The sequence below is a fragment of the Myxococcus sp. MH1 genome (assembly GCF_059738865.1).
Window position 1 is genome coordinate 7,487,148 of the sequence record NZ_AP026947.1, and the last position, 18,065, is coordinate 7,505,212.

The following is an 18,065-nucleotide window of genomic DNA, read 5'->3' on the forward strand; positions in this document are numbered from 1 at the left end:
CACGCATCCCCCGACCACCAACGCCGTGGTCGCGAACGTGGCCATGTGGCGCCTGCTAGGCCAGCCCTCCCTGGAGGGTGCGGTAGGTGTTGGACAGCCGCTCCGCCACGTCCGGAGGCAGCACGTTGCGCGCGGTGAACAGCGCATAGGACACGATGGCGTCCAGCGCCTCCAGCGTCAGCGCCCGCGCCACGGCCTCACCACCGGACGCAAGGTTCGCCCGCAGCCGCGTCACGTCCACCCGCCCGTCCGGCCCGAGCACCACACCGGAGAACGCGTCCTCCAGCCCCGAGGGCGGCGCGTCGAGGAAGCCGCGCATCAAGTCCACGTCCTGCCCCGCGTCGCGCAGCGCGCGGTGGATGAGCGACAACAGCAGGTTGTAGCGCTCCTCCGCGGACAACAGCTCCCAGGCCATGCCCTCCACCGCGGGCGCCGGGGGCACGGCAGGCGCCGCGGGCTTCACCTGGAGGTGGCCCCCACGCACGCACTCCTCCAGCCACGTGAAGAACGTGTGCGCGCCGCTCTCGCGCACCAACCGCAGCTCGCCCACCGTCGTGCCGGAGCCCATCCGCTGGAAGAAGCGCTCCTCACCCGCGCGCGCGCCAGCAGGGCCCACCTCCACGCGCGTGTCGTCCGGGTAGCGGCGCCTGAGCCGCGACAGCTCCTCCGAGCGCTTGATGCCGGTGAGCACCAGGTCCCGCGTGCGCTCCGGCAGCTTCACCACGTCCGCCATGGGCGCGGGCCCCTCGACGAACAGGAAGCTGCCCTCCGTCAGCTCGAAGAGGCTCAGCACCACCTCGCGCACCACGTACGTCATGGCGCTGTAGAGGTTCGCCTCGGAGACCATGCCCTCGGACGTGAGCACCTGGCCGATGCGCCGCGACGGCGTCACGCGCGAGAGCGCCTGCGTGAGCTGCGCCTGCGTCACCAGCCCCAGCCGCACCAGCACCGCGCCCAGCCGCTCCCAGCGCTCCGTGGACGTGGCGAACACCACCTGCCCGTCCCGGAAGGACACCGTCCTGCGAACGGCGCCGTGCTGCACGGCCAACAGGCCGCTGCGGATGCCCGTCAGGACGTGGGCGAAGACCTCCTCCACGGACAACGTCCCGAGCGTGCCGGCCAGGAAGCCGGCGAAGCCCGAGGGCTCATGGAGGAGCACCATCCCCTCCGGCCCGTGGAACCAGGCCGAGAGGGGACGGGAGGAGGACAGGCCCTGGGAGAGCGACTTCTCCAGGTCGAGGGAAGCCGCCTCGCCGCCGAGCCGGGGCGTGGCCTTGGGTTTCTGGGCCACCGCCCGTGTCCTCCGTGCGTCGGGATTACTTCTGCGCCGTCGGCTTCAGCTCGGCGTCGATGATGCTCTTGAACTCCTCGAACGGCTGCGCGCCGGAGAGCATGACGCCGTTGATGAAGAACGCCGGCGTGCCGCTGACGCCGACCTTCTGCGCGTCCGCCATGTCCGTCTTCACGATGGTGGCCTTCTCACCGGAGTCCAGGCACTTGTCGAACTTGGCCTGGTCCAGCTGCAGCTCGCCCGCGTACTTCTTGAGGTTCTCCACCTGCAGGGCGCTCTGGCTGGCGAACAGCTTGTCGTGCATCTCCCAGAACTTGTTCTGGTCCGCCGCGCACAGCGACGCCTCGGCGGCCTTCTGCGCCTCCTTGTGGAAGTCGAGCGGGAACTGGCGGAACACCAGCTTCACCTTGCCGTCGTACTCCTTGAAGACCTGGTCCACGGCGGCGTTGGCGCGGCTGCAGAACGGGCACTGGAAGTCGCTGAACTCGACGATGGTGACGGGCGCGTTGTCCGGACCCTTCGACGGGCCGGTGGCGGCCACCTGCTTGCGCTCGGCCGGCGGGCGCGGCGGCTCGGGCAGGGTGATCTGCACGTTGGCGTTCTTGCGCAGCTCCGCGAACAGGGCCTGGGCGCGCTCCTGCTTGGGCTGCTGGGTGAGGAAGTCGACGATCTGCGGCTTCATCTGCTCGAACGTCGAGCCGGGGGGCAGCTGGCCCTTGGCGCCGTCGAAGACCTCCTTGATCTTCTCCTCGGTGGGCGCCTGGACCTTGTCGTCGATCTCCGCCTTGAGGAACTGGTCCTGGGAGATGCCGCGCTTCTTGGCCTCCGCGTCGACCAGCTTCTCGGTCACCATGCCCTCGAGGCCGCGCTTGCGCAGCTGGAACTTCTGCTTCTCGAGGTTGGCCAGGGGCTCCGAGACGCGCTCGTTGAGCTCCTTGTAGGTGATCTTCTGTCCGTCGCCGAACGTGGCGACCACGGTGTCCGGGGTGGGCTCACCCGGAGTGGCCGCGGCGGCGGCGGGAGCCTGCGCGGTGGCCGGCGCCTTCTCCTTGTTGCAACCGGCGGTGAACGAAGCCGCCAGCAGCGCGGCGAGGATGACGGGGGTTGGACGCATGGGCATAAGCCCGCGACTTAGTCGAGGCAGCCCCGACCTGCAAGGAAATGCAAGACGCCCTTTCAGGCGACGAGCGGCTCCAGCTCCAGCGCGCCAGCAAGCCCGGGCAGGCCCAGCTCCAGGCCCTCCACGTCGCGGCGACGCGCCGGGACAATCTCATAGCAGCTCGGGTCCGACAGGACCTTGCGCACCAGCTTGTGATTGAGCGCGTGCCCCGTCTTGTAGGCCGTCAGGTGGCCAATGACAGGCCTGCCGAACAGAGACACATCACCGATGGCGTCCAGGATCTTGTGACGCACGAACTCGTCGGTGAAGCGCAGGCCCTCGGGGTTGAGGATGGAGACCTCGTCCACGACGATGGCGTTGTCCAGCGAGCCGCCGCGCGCCAGGCCCAGGCTCTTGAGCTTCTCCACGTCGCGCAGGAAGCAGAACGTGCGCGCGCGGGAAATCTCGCGCGAGAAGTCCCGGTCGCTGAAGTCCAGGTCGAACGCCTGGCCCTGGATGACGGGGTGCTCGAAGTCGATGGTGCAGCTGATGCGGAAGTGGCGCGACGGGGTGAGCGAGGCCTGCTTGTCGCCGTCCACCACCGACACCGGCTTCTTGATGACCAGCAGCTCCTTGGGCGCGTCCAGCTCGCGGACGCCGGCCTCCTGGATGAGGGCCGCGAACGGGGCGGCGCTGCCGTCCATGATGGGGACCTCTGGGCCGTCCAGTTCCACCCGGGCGTTGTCGATGCCCATGCCGGCCATGGCCGACATCAGGTGCTCCACCGTGGCCACCTTGGCGCCGTCGCGGCCCAGCGTCGTCGCCAGCACCGTGTCCACCACGTACTCCGCCAGGGCGGGGATGCTCACCGGCCGGGGCAGGTCCGTACGCACGAAGACGATGCCGTGCCCCGCGGGGGCCGGACGCAGCGTGAGCGTCACCTTCGCGCCCGAGTGGAGCCCGATGCCCTGGAGGCTGGCGGTCTTCGAGAGGGTGCGCTGGTTGTAGGAAGACGGGGGCATGTCGGTGTCGCCTCGTGGCTGCTCGTGCTGCGGGACTTCCGAACGGTCATCTGGCCAGATGGCGCCGGAATCGTTCAACAGTGGTCTGACGCGACGCGCAGATTCAGCAAGTGGCATGCCACGACCGCGTGACATCCCGGAGGCCTCCGAGGGGCCCTTGAGTGGCTCGAACCCGTTGGAATGGCTGGTCTTTTTCTGACATCGCGGTGGGTGCCCCTCGTGGCCAGACACCCGCCCCCCGTTGGAGGCCCGGTGAAATCGCCCGAAACCGTGACATTGGTGTCCGGGATTCCATCACCGCCTCCGCCGCCGCCCATCACCGTGACGCGCTTCGTAACGAAGCGTGTCTTCCATGCAACACGGGGGCGTCCATAGCGCAAGGAACTGGCTGGAAGCAAACACGCCCCGTATGAGCACCCGTCGTGGGGGCTTGCGTCATACGGTGCGCGTGGGCGTGGGTCCTCGCAACCCCGTCCTGAGCGGCTCAGCGGGGTGCGGGGGCCACGAAGCGGTCCCTCAGGGCCTCGGCCTCCTGGCGGTCGAAGCCCCTGCCCTGCAGGAGGGTGCGGCGGCTGACAGCGTGGAAGGTGGACTCGAGCGTCTGGCTGAAGCGGCGCAGGTCCTCGGCGAGGCGGGAGCGGATGCCGGGGCCCTCGGGCGGCCAGGGCAGCTCCACCAGCAGCGCGGTGAAGCGGTCGAAGGCGTCGTAGTCCGCGTAGCGCAAGAGCTGGTAGCCGCCATCGTGGAAGTAGCCCAGGAAGCTCTTGAGCGCGTCCAGGGCGCGCTCGGCGGCGGGGACGTCGTCGGCGCGCAGGTGTCCCTCGGCGGCGCGGCACAGCTGGGCGTAGACCCACAGGTCCTTGCGCAGCCGCAGCGCGGCGTCCTGGGGGCTCACCAGGTGGTCGAAGACGCCGTCCGTCAGGCCGCCGTTGGGCGCGAGCGACTCCACCAGCGCGACGACCTGCGTGCGCAGGAGCGTGGTGAAGGCGGCGGCGGCGCGCTGGGGCGCGTCCGGCTCCCGGTCCACGTGGGCGAGCACCTCCCGGCCGATGCGCTCGGCCTCCTTGGCCAGGTCCCGCGCGGCCCTCAGCGCGGCGGCCTGGAGCCCCTTGGAGCCCGCCCTGGGGGACAGCTCCGCGTGCATCCACGTGGCCAGGGCGTGCGTCTCGCTGCGCACCAGGGCCAGCAGCACCCGGACGCGGCGCGGCACGGGCGGCGTGGCCTCCGCGTCCACGTAGGACAGGTAGTGCAACAGCCGGAACAGGCCCAGGAAGGCGGTGGCGAAGGCCGTCCGCGGCTCCTCTGACATCTGTGACAGGGTGTCCAGGATGCGCACGGAGCGCAGCCGGTCGTACTCGACGCGGAACTCCAGCGGGCGGAAGGGCCGGAAGTAGCGGTTGAGGACGATCTCCTTCAGCGCGAGCTTGCCCAGGTCCTGGAACAGGTTGAGCCGCGCGGTGGGCAGCTGGAGCAGGTGGTCCAGGAGGTTTCGGAGCGCGTCCAGGTCCTCTCGCAGCACGAAGAGGCTCTCCGGGGCGGTCTGCTGGTCCAGCTCCTCCTCGATGAGCGCGCGGCGCACCCGGTCGTCGGCCAGCTGGGTCTCCACGTACTTGCGGAAGACCATCTTCTGGTCGCTGTCGGGGTCCTGCAGGTGGCGGGCGACGCGGATGGCGCGGTCCATGGCGTCGCGCACGTCCACCAGCTCCTCGTGGAAGTCGCGGGTGACGAGCGGCCGGTCCTTGGCGTCCACCACGGCGGTGAGGTTGAGGTAGCGCTCCACCGCGCGCAGCAGCATCTCGAACTCGAAGAGCAGCTCCTCGCGGCCATCCACCGGCACGCCGCGCAGCCAGCGCTCGCGCTCGGCGAGGAAGCCCGCGCGCGACGTCTGCGAGGCCCGCATCAGGTCCGCGTAGAAGTCACGCGCGACGCGGAGGGTGGTGGGTCCGGAGGCGGGAGACGCGGGAGAGGTGGCCTGGCTCATGGCTCGCGGGAGGTCAGAAGAGGCTGCCCTGGGGCGTGGGCGGTGGCTGCTTCTTGAAATACTGGTAGGTGCGGTGCGTGGCCATCCGGCCCCGGGGCGTGCGTTGGAGGAAGCCCTCCTGCATGAGGAAGGGCTCGTACACGTCCTCAATCGTATCGCGTTGTTCGCCCACGCTGGCGGCGATGGTCTCCACGCCCACCGGGCCCCCACCGAACTTGTCCAGGATGGTGAGGAGAATCTTCCGGTCCATGGAGTCCAAACCACTGGCGTCCACGCCCAGCCGGTCCAGGGACTTCTTGGCCAGCTCCAGGGAGATGCGACCGTTGCCCTCCACCTCCGCGAAGTCGCGCAGCCGGCGCAGGAGCCGGTTGACGATGCGGGGCGTGCCGCGCGAGCGCGTGGCCACCTCGCGCGCGGCGTCCCTGTCCAGGGGGATGCCGAGGATGCGCGCGGAGCGGTGGAGGATGAGCTCCAGCGCCTGGGCGTCGTAGTACTCCAGGCGCTCCTGAATCTGGAACCGGTCACGCAAGGGCGACGTGAGCAGGCCCGTGCGCGTGGTGGCGCCGATGAGCGTGAAGGGCGGCAAGTCGATCTTCATCGCCCGGGCGGCCGGCCCCGTGTCGATGGTGATGTCCAGCCGGAAGTCCTCCATCGCCGGGTAGAGGTACTCCTCCACGGCGGCGTTGAGGCGGTGGATTTCATCGATGAAGAGGACGTCGCGCGCGTCCAGGTTGGTGAGCAGACCGGCCAGATCCCCCTTGCGCTCCAGCGCCGGGCCGCTGGTGACGTGGATGCCCACGCCCAGCTCGTTGGCGATGATGTGCGCCAGCGACGTCTTGCCCAGGCCCGGGGGCCCGGAGAACAGGCAGTGGTCCAGCGCGTCGCCCCGGCTCCTGGCCGCCTGCACGTAGACCTTGAGCTTCTCGACGACGGAGCCCTGCCCCACGTACTCGTCGAACGAGCGCGGACGCAGGGAGGCCTCGAGCCGGACGTCCTCCGGGAGGACCTCTTCGGAGAGAGTGTCGGACTTCCTCGCCATGACCATGTGACCCTATACAGGAAGGCCGCGCGTGTCGCCCACATCCTCGGAGCAAGCCCCCCGGGACGCCCCGGAGACCAGCCGACCGGCGAGCGGGAGCCCGCCCCGGACGCCCGTCGACGCACGGGCGCCCTCTGCTCGCGGTGAGGCCGCCCGGCAGGCGCGCCTGTGGACTGGCGGACGCTCGTGAGAAACACGTCCCAGGCGACTTGGCGGGACGGCCCGGGGGCGCGAGAACATGCCCTCGCGAATCACCTTTCCGGTCGCCAAGGTCATCGACCTCTCGCAGTCACGGTGAGCCCATGAGCCAGAGCCCCGCGTTCCGTCCCCTGCCCTTCCTCGCCGAGGCCCACGCCGAGACGCTGCCCGGCCCGCGCCTCCAGAAGCTGCGCCGCGCGGCGCTCCAGGCCCGCGAGCGCTTCGTCCAGGAGGGCCCGGTGGCGGCGGTGGCCACGTGCGAGCTCGTCACCTTCCCCTACCCGTCGCTGTTCGCCTTCAGCGGCGCGGCCAGTTCGCCGGCGCCCTACGTGATGATGACCCACCGCATGCAGGTGGTGCAGTTCGTGGACGCGAACGACGAGCGGCGCACGCTCCTGTTCAACCCCTCCGACTACGAGCGGGGACAGGCGGCGCCCTTCTACCGCTCGCTGCGGGAGCGCTACGGCGCGTTCGTCTCCGACAAGGTCATGTCCACCCAGCACGGCACGGTGCAGAGCCACCTGGCCTCGCTGGGGCTGACGCCCGGGGACGTGGACTTCCTCGCCTTCGACCACCTGCACATCCAGGATTTGCGCGGGTGGCTGGGCGGTGACGGCCTGTCCGCGTACTTCCCGCGCGCGAAGCTGCTGGTGCAGCGCGCGGAGTGGGAGATGGTGAAGGACCTGCACCCCATGCAGTCGGTGTGGTTCGTCCCCGGCGGCGCGGACATCCCCGAGGAGCGCGTGGTGCTGCTGGACGGGCACACGTGGCTGGGCACGGGCGCGGCCATCCTGAGCACGCCGGGCCACACGCGCGGCAACATGTCCCTGGCGGTGGCCACCTCGCGCGAGGTGTTCGTCACCAGCGAGAACGGCGTGGCCACGGAGAGCTACACGCCGCTGCTCTCCGCCATCCCCGGGGTGCGCCGCTTCGCCGAGCACATGGGCTGGGAGGTGGTGCTCAACGGCAACAGCCGCGAGGACTCCCTGCTGCAATACTCCTCCATGGTGGTGGAGAAGCTCTTCGCCGGGCCCTCCGCGGTGGAGGGCGCCTTCGTGAACTTCCATCCGTCCTCGCTGCTGACGTCCCACCTGCTGGCGCCGGGGCTGTCGCCCACCATCGTCCTGCCCGCGCCCAACTTCGGCGACGTGCGGCCCACGCCCGCGAGCCGCCGCGCCGCCTGAGGGACCTCAGCAGCCCTTCCCACCCCGGGGGCCCGCGCACGACCACGCGCCGTGGAGCGGCAACACCCAGAGCGCCTCGCCCACGGCGGCCTCGTTGGCGAGGAAGAACACGTCGCGGCCCGAGCGCACGAACGAGCGGGGGTTCGACGACGACGCACCGGGGGCGATGTCCGTCATCCGGCGCGTGTTCCACAGCCAGCCGTCGCTCTTCCACGCCTCGCGGCCATGCGCGGCGGTGGTCGCCGAGAAGAACAGCCAGCCGTCCTGCGCCACCAGCTGCCGCGGCTCGCTGCCCTCCGGTCCCCACTGGAGGTCCCAGACCATCCACGTGCCCAGGGCCGTGCCGTCGCTGCGCCACAGCTCGCGCCCGCGCCAGCCGTCCTCCGCCGCGAAGTACAGCACGCCGTCCATGGCGACCAGGTCCGAGGGCAGCGAGCCCTTCGGCCCCGGCCAGATATCCCGCACCATGCGGGTTCCCTGCGTCGTGCCGTCGCTGCGCCACAGCTCGCCGCCGTGCCGCGTGTCGCCCAACTCGCCATAGTTGCCGTCCGAGCCCGCATGGAAGAACACCTGGTCCCCCAGCGCGGTCAGCTCCGAGGGCGCCCCGCCGCTGAAGTCGCGCACCTTCGTCGCGACGGCCTGACGCCCCGCCACCACCCACAGCTCCACGAGGCCCTCTCCCGTGTCGCGCACGAAGAAGAGCCGACGCTCCACCGCCGTCAGCGAGTCGAACACGCCCACGGCCGAGCGGAACACCTCGCGCGTCTCGCCGCTCGGCTCGACCACCCAGAGCACCGCGGCCTCGGCGTCGTAGGAGACCAGCGCGAGCCGCTCACCCCAGGCCGTCAGCTGCAACACGTCACTGCCGGGGATGAACGCGTGCACCCGCCGAGTGCCGGACGCGGTGCCGTCCGTGCGCCACAGCTCCTGGCCATTTCCCGGCGCCTCCGCGAGGAAGTAGACGTGAGTGCCCACGCGGGTGAGCGCGCGCGGCGCCGAGCCCCGCTCGCCCGGCCACACGTCCAGCACCCGCACCGTGCCCGCCTCCGTGCCGTCCGTGCGCCACAGCTCCGGCCCCTGCAGCCCGTCATCCGCCGCGAAGAGCACCCAGCGCCCCAGCGCCGTCAGGTAGCGCGGCACCGAGCCCTGCGCTCCCGCCCGGATGTCCTTCACCAGGCCCGCGCAGCCGCCGCGGCCCGGGCTGCTCCACAGCTCGCGGCCCTGCTCCTGCGAGTCCGCGCTGAAGAACAGCCGGTCCACGCCGCGCACCAGCCACTCCGGCTTCGTGCCCGAGGGCATCACCCGCTCCGACGTGCAGGCCCGGCCCGCCGTCGCCACCTCGGCCCGCGCGGACTCCACCGCCGCCTCGCCCTCCGCGTCGAGGCCGTCGACTGCGGGACCACACCCCACCGCGAGGAGCCCTCCCCAGAGAACGGACACGAGCACCGGGATGCCACGCCATGCCTTCATGTGAGCAACTCCTTGTCCTGGGTGAGGCCGCGCCCCCACCGCTGTGGCTGGAAAGTGTCACCAGTGGCGGAACTCGCTACTCACCGAGGGAACCGGGAGGCTCAGGGTGTCCGCCATGCTGCGACGTAGGCCAACAGGTGCCACGCGGAGGACACCGGGCCCGTCGGACCTCGGACCGTTTCGATTTCTTAGAGGAGAAACGGTTGTGCGGGCTGTCCAGGGAGGTCTTGAATTGGCCTCCCGGCTACACCCGGGGACGAGGCTGTCCGGAAGGCATCAGCCCCCTGCCCGGAGGGACTTGAGGGCTTCGCGGAACAGGTCCTGGAAGGAAGCGTCGGCGCCCAGCCGGCTGGTGGCGAGCTCCGCGGCCTTCTCCGCCTGCGGGGGCTTGTAGCCCAGGTTGAGCAGGGCGGAGACCAGGTCGGACTGGGTGGCGCTGGCAGGTGCGGGGGCGGTGCCCCGGGAGACCGCCTCCAGGTGGACGTTCTTCATCTTGTCCTTGAGCTCCAGCACCAGCCGCTCGGCGGTCTTCTTCCCGACGCCGTGGATCTTCGCCAGCCGGGCCACCTCGCCGCGGGACAGGGCCGCCACCAGCTCCGGCACCTCCATGCCGGACAGCACGCCCAGCGCCATGCGGGGGCCCACGCGGGAGACGCCGTTGAGCAGCAGGAAGACGTCCTCCTCGGCCTTGGAGAGGAAGCCGAACAGCTCGAAGGCGTCCTCGCGCACCACGGTGCGGATGCGCACCTCCACCGGCTGGCCTTCCGGGGGCAGCTTGCCCAGCGACAGGGTGGAGAGGTTCACCCGGTAGCCCACGCCCTGCACGTCGATGACGGCGTCCTCGGCGTCCTTCTCCAGCACCACTCCCCGCAACCGAGCAATCATCCCGCCTCCGGACGCCGATAGGACGGCGCCAGCCTGTCCGCGAGCAGCGCCGCGGCGCCCTTGCGCTTCTTCGTGGTCGGGCCCGCCGTGGGAATGGCGGACCGGCCGTGATTGAGGTGGCACAGGGCCACGGCCAGGGCGTCGCTCGCGTCCGCGCGCCCCAGGTCCACCGCCTGCAGCCCCAGCAACGTCTTCACCATGCGCGACACGGCGTCCTTGCCGTCCGCGCCGCCGGCGCCCACCGACTTCTTCACCTTCGCGGGCGGGTACTCGAAGACGGGCAGCGCCACCTGGGCCGCCGCCAGCAGCGCCACGCCGCGCGCGTGTCCCAGCACCAGCGCGCTGCGCGCGTTGCGGAAGGTGAACACCCCCTCCACTGCCACCGCCGCCGGACGGAAGTGCGCCAGCTGGGCGCTGAGCGCCGCGTGCAGCTCCTTCAGGCGGAAGGACAGGGGCGCGCTCTCGTCGACCTTGATGACGCCGTGGCCCACGTGCACCAGGCGGCCCCGCTTCTCTTCCACCACGCCGTAGCCCATGAAGCGGCTGCCGGGGTCCACACCGAGGACGCGCACCGTTGACTCCGTTCCACCCGCCGCTACTGCGACAAGGACTCCATCAGGGACTCCTCGATCTCGAAGTTCGCGTGCACGTTCTGCACGTCGTCGTTCTCGTCGAGCGCGTCCATCAGCTTGAGCATCTTCCTGGCGTTGTCGCCGTCGAGCTGGAGCGTATTCTGCGGCAGATACACCCACTTCTGCTCGCCCAGCGGAAGGCCCCCGGATTCCAGGGCCGTGGCCACCGTGTGCAGGTCCGCCGGCGCACAGCGCACCTCGAAGCCTTCCGCGCCCTGGGGCACCACGTCCTCGGCGCCCGCCTCCAGCGCCTTCTCCAGCACCGTGTCCTCGGAGGGGCCCGGCTTGACGGTGACGACGCCCTTCTTCTGGAACATCCAGGCCACCGCGCCCTCGGCGCCCAGGTTGCCGCCGTGACGGCCGAACGCGGAGCGCACGTCCGCGGAGGTGCGGTTGCGGTTGTCGGTGACGCACTCGACGAGCACGGCCGCGCCGCCGGGGCCGTAGCCCTCGTACATCACCTCTTCGTAGCTCTCCCCTTCCAGTTCACCGGTGCCCTTCTTGATGGCGCGCTCGATGGTGTCCTTGGGGATGTTGGCGTCGCGGGCCAGGCCCAGCGCCACGCGCAGGCGCGCGTTGCCAGCGGGGTCTCCTCCTCCGAGCCTCGCGGAGACGGTGATCTCCTTGATGACCTTCGAATAGAGCTTGCCCTTGGTCGCGCCCATCGCGGCCTTCTGGCGCTTGATCTTCGACCACCGATTGTGACCGGACATGGAAGGTGTCGCCTCGTGGCGGCCTTGTCTCCCAGCCCGGGGCGCGGAGTCAAACCCCTCGTCGGTCCGCGTCCGGTTCCGTCACGCTGGCCCCGGGCTCCACCGAGGGCAGGGGCTCGAAGAAGCCGGGCACGTCGCCCGAGCCCGCCCCGCGCTCGCGCTCCTCCATGAGGCAGGCGGGGACGAGCACGCCCAGCGCGAACAGCCGCGTGGCCGCCTCGTACGTCACCACCTCCGGGAAGTCGCACTCGAGCAGCACGGCGCGCACCGTGCGTCGTCCATCGAACAGCCTCACCAGCACGCCCACGTCCTCGGGCAGCGTGGAGAGCTCCCGCGCGAGCCGCGCGAAGTCCACCGTGAGCCGCGACGCCAGCGGCAGGCCGCGCGCCCTGAGCGCCTCGAAGCGCTCCAGCGCCGGCAATACCGTCTCGCACAGATAGGCCCGGTCCATGGTGAACGAGCCCTTGTGCAGCTCCGGCCCCAGCGCCACCGCGTAGTCGCCGTGGGCGAAGCCCAGCATCCTCCGGAACGCGAGGCTGCCGCGCACGCCGTGGAACATGGCGTCCACCACCAGCCCGTGCCGGAACGAGAACCAGCCCTCGCCCTCCGCCAGCACCACCCGCCCGGAGCGCACGCCCGACAGCAGCGCCCGCGTCACCTTCGTCAGCGGCAGCCGCGCGGTGTGGGACTCGAAGGTGGACTCGCCCGTGGCCCGCTCCGACTTGAGCCTCGCCAGCGCCACCACGTCCTCCACGTCCACCGGCCGCGCCAGGTAGTCGTCCGCGCCCACGCCAGCGGCCAGGTCCCGGTGGAACTCCTCCTCGCGCCGGGCCAGCAGCAACACCGGCACGCGAGAGGTGCGCGCGTCCGCGCGGAGCTGTCCGCACAGGCTGAAGCCGTCACCGTCCGGCAACTCCACCTCGGCGATGACCAGCCGCGGCAACGGCTCCTCCGAGGCCAGCGCCTCCAGCGCGCCGCGCACGTCGCCCACCAGCAGCGCCTCGAAGCCCGCCTCCACCAGGGCCACCGCCAGCGCCGACTGCGCGGGCGCGTCCGAGTCCACCAGCAGCACCCGCGCCCGGCTCCGCCCTCCGCGACGGCGCGAGCCCACCTCCGAGGGCACCGGGTCCTCGGAAGAGCTCGACAGGGGGAGATGAGGAAGCGCGGCAGCCATGGATAACGAATTATTCCAGCGAAGTTCGACAACTTCGCAACCTGGACACAAGTCCTCGGAATCGTTGGGTTTCCGTCACCTCCCTGGCGCGGTAGGGTGCGCGGCATGACGCGCTCGAGCCCTCGCTCCGTCCTGGTGTCCACACTGCTCCTGGCCTCCGCCGCCTTTGCCCAGCAGGGCGCCCCCGGGCAACCGGGGGAGGCGGGTTCGGTCAGCGTGGAGCAGACGGCGATGGAGTCCGCGGAGGACCGGCTGGGCGCGGTGATTGCGCCGGTGACGCTGCCAGCCGGGGTGACGGCGGTGTACGGCTACGCGGGCGCGCCGGAGCTGGGCGTGGGCTTCCGCCAGGGCCTGTCGTTGCTGGAGCTGGAGGCGCGGGCGCGCTTCAACTGGTTCCAGCTGTCCGCGGCGCTGGAGCTGGTGGGCCGGGTGAAGGTGATGGACAACGGCACGGTGTCCATGGCGCCCACGCTGGGGCTGGGCGTGGTGTTCAACTCCGGCTCCACGTACATGGACGACCAGAACTTCTCGGGTGTGCTCTTGCGCCTGTCGCCCGGGCTGGTGGTGGGCTGGCGGGTGGCGGAGACGGTGACCCTCCTGGGCCTGGTCGACGTGCCCGTGGACGTGGGCCTCTCCAAGTCCGAGTCGCGGCGCGCGCAGGTGCTCGGCGGCGGAGGCGTGGAGGTGTACCTGGGCAACGACGTGTCCATCCTGCTCGCGGGGCAGCTGGGCCTGGAGACGTTCCGCGAGCGCGTGGGCCTCTCCGACACGCGGCTGGGCTGGGGCGTGAAGGCGGGCCTGGGGGCGCGCCTGTTCTGACTCACGTCAGGCCGTAGCGCTCCAGCTTCTTGAGCAGCCCCTGCCGCGACAGGCCGAGCGCCTCCGCGGTGTGTGTGCGGTTGTTGTGACAGCGCTCCAGCGCGCTCTCGATTTCACGGCGCTCCAGCGCCTCCACCTTCGCGGCCAGGGTGGTGCCGCCCGACGTGCTCGCGCGTGGCCGCTCGCTGCCGGTGAAGGACAGGTCCTCGGGCTGGAGCTCGCGACGCTCTCCGGCCAGCACGGACGCGCGCTGCATCTCGTGGCGCAGCTCGCGCAGGTTGCCGGGCCACGCGTGCGCGGCGAGCGCCTCCGCGGCGGCGTCCGAGAGCAGCCGCGCCCGGCCATCCGGACACAGGTGCGCGCACTGGTTGAGGAAGTGCTTGGCGAGCAACGGCAGGTCGGTGGCGCGCTCGCGCAGCGGCGGCAGGCGGACCTCCACGCCCTTGACGCGCCAGTAGAGGTCCTCGCGGAAGGTGCCCTCCTGGAGCATGCGGCCCAGGTCACGGTGCGTGGCCGTGACGAGGCGCACGTCCACGTGGACGGGGCGGTCCGCGCCCACCGGCAGGAGGTCTCCGGTCTCCAGCGCGCGCAGCACCTTGACCTGGAGCGAGGGCGTCATGTCCCCGAGCTCATCGAGGAACAGCGTGCCGCCGTCCGCCTCCGCGAAGAGTCCGCGGTGGTCTTTCGTGGCGCCGGTGAAGCTGCCCTTCACGTGGCCGAAGAGCGCGCTCTCCAGCAGCGTCTCCGGCAGCGCGCCGCAGTTGACCGGGATGAAGGGCCCCGCGTGGCGGCGGCTCTTGAGATGCACGGTGCGCGCGAGCAGCTCCTTGCCCGTGCCGTTCTCGCCCGTGACGAGGACGGGCAAATCACTGGCGGCCACGCGCTCGGCCAGCGACACGGCGGCGAGGAACGCGGCGCTCTGCCCCACCATCGCCGCGTCCGCCGAGGCGCGCTCCAGGGACGTGCGCAGCGTCTCCACGCGCCGCTCCAGCGTCACGCGGGCGAGCGCGCGCTGCACGACGACGAGCAGCACGTCCGGGTCCACCGGCTTGGTGAGGAAGTCATGCGCGCCCAGGCGGATGGCCTCGAGCGAGTGGCGGGTGTCGCCCGCGCCGGAGACGACGATGACCTTGGCGCCGGGCCGCGCATCGAGCAGCGCCGCCAGTCCCTCCAGGCCCGCGGAGACGCTGCCATCCGGCGGCAGCATCAAGTCCAGCAGGACCAGGGGGAAGTCGCGCGCGTCGAAGGCGGCGCGGGCGGAGGGACGGTCGCCGGCCTCCACCACTTCGTAGCCCGCGTCACGCAGCAGGCGGCCGTAGACCTTGCGGAAGGCGGCGTCGTCGTCGACGAGCAGCAGCGGCTGGGCGGGGGCCATGATGAGTGCTCAGTCCGGCAGCGGCGCCTGGCGCGGGGTGCCCAAGAGTTCCAGGGTCCTCAGGGCCACCTGGATGAGCGTCTGGGCGCAGGGCTCGCAGCCGCCGCCACAGCAGCGGGGCCAGCGGCCCTCCGGGTTGCGCAGCAGCGGGCGCACACAGGATTGGTAGTAGCTGGGAAAGCCCAGCTCCTCACTGGCGCGGGCCAGCGCGGAGTCGAGCTCGGACGGTGCGGGCGCGGGGACGTCGGACACAGCCACTTCATAACAGCGTGGCGGCGGGAAGCGCAGCGGGGGCGTGCCGGGGACAAGCCCTGCTGCCATGCACGAGAAGCCCGGGCGATGGGCGCCCTACCAGAGGACGCCCTGGGTCGGCCCCGTGGCGGTGCCCTCCTCGGGCTGACAGCGGGGACACCAGTGCGTGTTCCTCCCGCCGACGCGCTCGTGGGTGATGGGGGTGGCGCAGCTCGGACAGGGGGCGCCGGTGCGCTCGAAGACGTTGCGCCGATGCTTCGCCTGGCCCTTCACGCCGAACAGGTCCCGCTGCGTGCCTCGCAGCGCGAGCCCCTCCTCGAGCACGGTCCGCATCGCCTGGTGCAGCCGTGACACCTGGTCGCGAGACAGCGAGGTCACCAGACGCCGTGGGTCGAGTCCCGCGCGCCACAGGCTCTCGTCCGCGTCGCGGTTGCCCAGCCCGGCGATGATGCGCTGGTTGAGCAGCACCGTCTTGAGCGGGCTCCTGCGTCGACCGAGACGGCGCGCGAGCAACTCGGGCGTGAAGGCCGGGTCGAGGACCTCCGGCCCCAGCTCCTCGAGCTTCAGCCTCGCGGACAGCTCCGCCGTGGGCCCCACCGCCACGCGCGCGTAGCCCAGCGTGTCAGTGAGGTGGAGCGCCTCGCCGTCCTCCAACGTCAGGACGACGAGCGTCTCGGAGGGGCGCTCGGCGCCGCCTGGCCGCAATGACAGCTCGCCCCAGAGCATGAAGTGGAGGGCGAGCGTCTGTCCGTCATCGAGCCCCAACAGGATGAACTTGGCCCGTCGCCGCGCGTCGACGATTCGCCGGCCCCGGAGCGCCGTGACGAAGTCCTCCGGAGAGGGGAAGCGGACCGCCGCGGGCGCGAGCACCTCGACGTCGGCGATCCGCCGGCCGAGAACCGCTTGCCGCAGGTCTCGTGTGATGATTTCGACTTCGGGGACCTCGGCCATCCCGTCTCACGACCTCCGTCCTCCTTACTGTCGTGCGAGGAAGGCGCTGCGCCAGTCACATGACGATGGGCGGAGCCCGCTCGCCCGGGTCCCCGCCAGACGAAGCAGGGTCGGCGCGAGTGCTCGCCGCCCGCCGCCCACGACACGGAATCGAAGGCTCCTCGAGGAAGTCGCTCCCGTTTTCGAGCGCACCCTGCCGGTGACCTTCGGATGAACGAACGCGCCGGGAACGCGCTATCGAACCGCGGGCCCGAGGCCTTCGGAATCCAGTACGGAACACCTCCCGGGTTCAGGTCGTCGGCCGACGAGATGATTCGGAAATAGTTGTCGCGTGAAGCGCCGCCCCTGGCGGGAGATATCGCGACGCGTGGGGCTGCGTTACTCGCGCGACCTGATGAGCCATTCCGGCCGGGTCTCGGAGGTCTTCCAAGACATGTCGTTCATGATGACCGGCGCCCGGCGCGTGACGGTGATTGGCCGGCGCAGCGCGGGGACGAACGGCAACGTCACCCGACTGCTGCTGCCCGGGCAGATGGCCGTCAGCTTCACCGGCATGGGGATTCTCTTCCCCGACCAGTCCCGCTTCCACGGCGTGGGCATCGTCCCTCACATCGAGGTCGCGCCCACCCTCCAGGACATCGCCCACGGGACCGACCCGGAGCTGCTGCGCGCCATCCAGTTCCTGCACACCGGCCAGTGACGACGGCGCGGTGAACGCCGAGGGCTCCAGGTGCCACGAAGGCCTGGAGCCCCAGCGGCGCGCGCATCAGCCGCGGACCACCACGTCGCGGACGTCGCGGTCCACCTCGCCCACGTCCACCTTCACATCCAGGAAGTGCGCCATCGTCTCCAACTGCGTCAGCGCGTGTCCATCCAGGGGCAGCGTGCGGAACTCCCCGCCCCGCGCGAGCGCGCACAAGAGCAGCAACTGGTCACACAGGTGCTCGCCCACGGGCACCTCCGCGTTCAGGTAGCGCTTCACCTCGGCGGCCACCTCCTCCGCCACCGTCTCCGCGCGCTTGCCTCGCTCCCCGAAGCCCGTGAAGACCTCCGTCACGTGCTCGCTCTCCACCTCCACCACGAGCGCGTTGCCGGGCCCCTGTCCGCGCTTCAACTCCTCCGGACGGAGCTGGTCGGGACGCAGCTCCAGGAGCGAGCCCACCGTCTCCAGCTCGCGCTTCGCCACGTCGAAGGGAATCATCGACACCACCGCCTTCGCCTCGCGGCGCAGCACCCGCCCACGCGACATCAGCGAGAGCGGCTTCAATGCCTGGGGCCGCACGTCCACGCGGAACTTCCCGCCGCCCGCCGGGAAGAAGCCGGGCCGGTCCAGCGTCGCCGCCACGTCGGCGCCCATGCGCCGCAACAGCGGCAGGTAGGCCCGCGCCAGGAAGTCGAACGGCGGCGCCGCCGGGTTGTGCGTCCCGCCCTCGAGCATCAGCGTGGACGGCGCCTTCGCGGCCAGCAGCGCGGGCAACACCGTCTGCAACACCAGCGTCGCGCTGCCCGCCGTGCCCACCGCGAAGTGGTAGTTGCCCGCGGCCAGGGCGCGCGGATGGAACGTGAGCTCTCGCGAGCCCAGCTCCGCGCCGGACACCTCCGCCGCGCCCACCGCCTCGGCCGCCTTCACCGCCGTCAGGTGCTGTCGCAACAGGCCCGGCTTCGCGCGGCCCGCGCGGATGTTCGTCATCGTGAACGGCGTCCCCGTCACCAGCGACAACGCCAGCGACGTGCGCAGCACCTGGCCGCCGCCCTCTCCCTTGGAACCATCGATGCGCAGCATGTCTCGTCTCTCCCGTCTTCCCACGCCTCACGGCCCCACCCGCGCAATCTGACATGCGCGAGCACGCCCCGCACCCTGGCCCGCTATCGGCCACGCGCGGTGTCAGTCAACACCCGAAGCATCCACAACCCAGCGCTCCTCCAGAAAAGCCACCGAGCGGCTCCGCCAGGCCTTACACGAGCTGCGCTTCCGAGGCG

17 protein-coding genes are annotated in these 18,065 nt (G+C 71.1%); 3 read left to right on the forward strand and 14 right to left on the reverse strand.

Features of this window, described 5'->3' with window-relative positions:
• Window positions 1-55: 55 nt before the first annotated feature.
• The 5 genes from AC6JA9_RS29240 to ruvB form a co-directional block, all read right to left on the reverse strand.
• Window positions 56-1,291 (reverse strand): DUF4388 domain-containing protein, encoded by a 1,236-nt coding sequence (locus AC6JA9_RS29240; protein ID WP_223784067.1) that lies wholly within the window; start codon window positions 1,289-1,291, stop codon window positions 56-58.
• A 25-nt stretch (window positions 1,292-1,316) separates the two neighbouring features.
• A complete protein-coding gene (locus tag AC6JA9_RS29245) occupies window positions 1,317-2,405 on the reverse strand; it encodes a thioredoxin domain-containing protein (RefSeq protein WP_420715361.1) in 1,089 nt (362 codons plus the stop codon).
• A 62-nt stretch (window positions 2,406-2,467) separates the two neighbouring features.
• Entirely contained in the window at window positions 2,468-3,412 is a 945-nt protein-coding gene (gene lpxC / locus AC6JA9_RS29250; protein ID WP_046715035.1) for a UDP-3-O-acyl-N-acetylglucosamine deacetylase, read from the reverse strand.
• Window positions 3,413-3,896: 484 nt separating this feature from the next.
• Window positions 3,897-5,393, reverse strand: coding sequence for a hypothetical protein (locus AC6JA9_RS29255; RefSeq protein ID WP_408889787.1), 1,497 nt, complete (start codon window positions 5,391-5,393; stop codon window positions 3,897-3,899).
• A 13-nt stretch (window positions 5,394-5,406) separates the two neighbouring features.
• A complete protein-coding gene (ruvB, locus tag AC6JA9_RS29260) occupies window positions 5,407-6,438 on the reverse strand; it encodes a Holliday junction branch migration DNA helicase RuvB (RefSeq protein ID WP_408889786.1) in 1,032 nt (343 codons plus the stop codon).
• Between the two features lie 296 nt (window positions 6,439-6,734).
• Here ruvB and AC6JA9_RS29265 point away from each other — a divergent pair, with 296 nt between their 5' ends.
• On the forward strand, window positions 6,735-7,814 hold the full coding sequence (locus AC6JA9_RS29265; RefSeq protein ID WP_408889784.1) for an MBL fold metallo-hydrolase: 1,080 nt from the start codon (window positions 6,735-6,737) through the stop codon (window positions 7,812-7,814).
• Window positions 7,815-7,820: 6 nt separating this feature from the next.
• Here the strand turns inward: AC6JA9_RS29265 and AC6JA9_RS29270 are convergent, their stop codons facing one another.
• The 5 genes from AC6JA9_RS29270 to AC6JA9_RS29290 form a co-directional block, all read right to left on the reverse strand.
• Window positions 7,821-9,284, reverse strand: a complete 1,464-nt coding sequence (locus AC6JA9_RS29270; protein WP_408889783.1) for an ELWxxDGT repeat protein — start codon at window positions 9,282-9,284, stop codon at window positions 7,821-7,823.
• A 276-nt stretch (window positions 9,285-9,560) separates the two neighbouring features.
• Window positions 9,561-10,169: a Holliday junction branch migration protein RuvA gene (ruvA, locus tag AC6JA9_RS29275; RefSeq protein ID WP_141325881.1), complete on the reverse strand. Its 609-nt coding sequence runs from the start codon at window positions 10,167-10,169 to the stop codon at window positions 9,561-9,563.
• On the reverse strand, window positions 10,166-10,741 hold the full coding sequence (gene ruvC, locus AC6JA9_RS29280; protein WP_408889782.1) for a crossover junction endodeoxyribonuclease RuvC: 576 nt from the start codon (window positions 10,739-10,741) through the stop codon (window positions 10,166-10,168). Before ruvC ends, ruvA begins: the two co-directional genes overlap by 4 nt.
• Window positions 10,742-10,764: 23 nt before the next feature.
• Window positions 10,765-11,514, reverse strand: a complete 750-nt coding sequence (locus AC6JA9_RS29285) for a YebC/PmpR family DNA-binding transcriptional regulator (RefSeq protein ID WP_223745638.1) — start codon at window positions 11,512-11,514, stop codon at window positions 10,765-10,767.
• A 49-nt stretch (window positions 11,515-11,563) separates the two neighbouring features.
• Window positions 11,564-12,688, reverse strand: a complete 1,125-nt coding sequence (locus AC6JA9_RS29290) for a response regulator (protein WP_408889781.1) — start codon at window positions 12,686-12,688, stop codon at window positions 11,564-11,566.
• A 105-nt stretch (window positions 12,689-12,793) separates the two neighbouring features.
• Here AC6JA9_RS29290 and AC6JA9_RS29295 point away from each other — a divergent pair, with 105 nt between their 5' ends.
• Window positions 12,794-13,507: a hypothetical protein gene (locus tag AC6JA9_RS29295; protein ID WP_408889780.1), complete on the forward strand. Its 714-nt coding sequence runs from the start codon at window positions 12,794-12,796 to the stop codon at window positions 13,505-13,507.
• 1 nt (window position 13,508) lies between these two features.
• Here AC6JA9_RS29295 and AC6JA9_RS29300 read toward each other — a convergent pair whose 3' ends face one another.
• From AC6JA9_RS29300 to mutM, 3 genes are all read right to left on the reverse strand, one after another.
• A complete protein-coding gene (locus AC6JA9_RS29300; RefSeq protein WP_223745635.1) occupies window positions 13,509-14,882 on the reverse strand; it encodes a sigma-54-dependent transcriptional regulator in 1,374 nt (457 codons plus the stop codon).
• Between the two features lie 9 nt (window positions 14,883-14,891).
• Window positions 14,892-15,134 (reverse strand): hypothetical protein, encoded by a 243-nt coding sequence (locus AC6JA9_RS29305; protein ID WP_046715044.1) that lies wholly within the window; start codon window positions 15,132-15,134, stop codon window positions 14,892-14,894.
• 96 nt (window positions 15,135-15,230) lie between these two features.
• Complete coding sequence (mutM, locus tag AC6JA9_RS29310) at window positions 15,231-16,085, reverse strand: bifunctional DNA-formamidopyrimidine glycosylase/DNA-(apurinic or apyrimidinic site) lyase (RefSeq protein WP_408889779.1); 855 nt, start codon at window positions 16,083-16,085, stop codon at window positions 15,231-15,233.
• A 433-nt stretch (window positions 16,086-16,518) separates the two neighbouring features.
• Here mutM and AC6JA9_RS29315 point away from each other — a divergent pair, with 433 nt between their 5' ends.
• Window positions 16,519-16,785, forward strand: a complete 267-nt coding sequence (locus AC6JA9_RS29315) for a S41 family peptidase (protein ID WP_223784063.1) — start codon at window positions 16,519-16,521, stop codon at window positions 16,783-16,785.
• A 66-nt stretch (window positions 16,786-16,851) separates the two neighbouring features.
• On the opposite strand, the gene rtcA is transcribed toward AC6JA9_RS29315, so the two are convergent.
• Window positions 16,852-17,868: an RNA 3'-terminal phosphate cyclase gene (gene rtcA, locus AC6JA9_RS29320; RefSeq protein WP_248544513.1), complete on the reverse strand. Its 1,017-nt coding sequence runs from the start codon at window positions 17,866-17,868 to the stop codon at window positions 16,852-16,854.
• Between the last annotated feature and the right edge of the window lie 197 nt (window positions 17,869-18,065).

Excerpts from the sequence above, each read along its gene's own strand:
- AC6JA9_RS29245 (WP_420715361.1), bottom strand. The coding sequence starts at position 2,405 with ATGCGTCCAACCCCCGTCATCCTCGCCGCGCTGCTGGCGGCTTCGTTC.
- lpxC (WP_046715035.1), bottom strand. The coding sequence starts at position 3,412 with ATGCCCCCGTCTTCCTACAACCAGCGCACCCTCTCGAAGACCGCCAGC.
- AC6JA9_RS29255 (WP_408889787.1), bottom strand. The coding sequence starts at position 5,393 with ATGAGCCAGGCCACCTCTCCCGCGTCTCCCGCCTCCGGACCCACCACC.
- ruvB (WP_408889786.1), bottom strand. The coding sequence starts at position 6,438 with ATGGTCATGGCGAGGAAGTCCGACACTCTCTCCGAAGAGGTCCTCCCG.
- AC6JA9_RS29265 (WP_408889784.1), top strand. The coding sequence starts at position 6,735 with ATGAGCCAGAGCCCCGCGTTCCGTCCCCTGCCCTTCCTCGCCGAGGCC.
- AC6JA9_RS29270 (WP_408889783.1), bottom strand. The coding sequence starts at position 9,284 with ATGAAGGCATGGCGTGGCATCCCGGTGCTCGTGTCCGTTCTCTGGGGA.
- ruvA (WP_141325881.1), bottom strand. The coding sequence starts at position 10,169 with ATGATTGCTCGGTTGCGGGGAGTGGTGCTGGAGAAGGACGCCGAGGAC.
- AC6JA9_RS29285 (WP_223745638.1), bottom strand. The coding sequence starts at position 11,514 with ATGTCCGGTCACAATCGGTGGTCGAAGATCAAGCGCCAGAAGGCCGCG.
- AC6JA9_RS29290 (WP_408889781.1), bottom strand. The coding sequence starts at position 12,688 with ATGGCTGCCGCGCTTCCTCATCTCCCCCTGTCGAGCTCTTCCGAGGAC.
- AC6JA9_RS29295 (WP_408889780.1), top strand. The coding sequence starts at position 12,794 with ATGACGCGCTCGAGCCCTCGCTCCGTCCTGGTGTCCACACTGCTCCTG.
- AC6JA9_RS29300 (WP_223745635.1), bottom strand. The coding sequence starts at position 14,882 with ATGGCCCCCGCCCAGCCGCTGCTGCTCGTCGACGACGACGCCGCCTTC.
- mutM (WP_408889779.1), bottom strand. The coding sequence starts at position 16,085 with ATGGCCGAGGTCCCCGAAGTCGAAATCATCACACGAGACCTGCGGCAA.
- AC6JA9_RS29315 (WP_223784063.1), top strand. The coding sequence starts at position 16,519 with ATGTCGTTCATGATGACCGGCGCCCGGCGCGTGACGGTGATTGGCCGG.
- rtcA (WP_248544513.1), bottom strand. The coding sequence starts at position 17,868 with ATGCTGCGCATCGATGGTTCCAAGGGAGAGGGCGGCGGCCAGGTGCTG.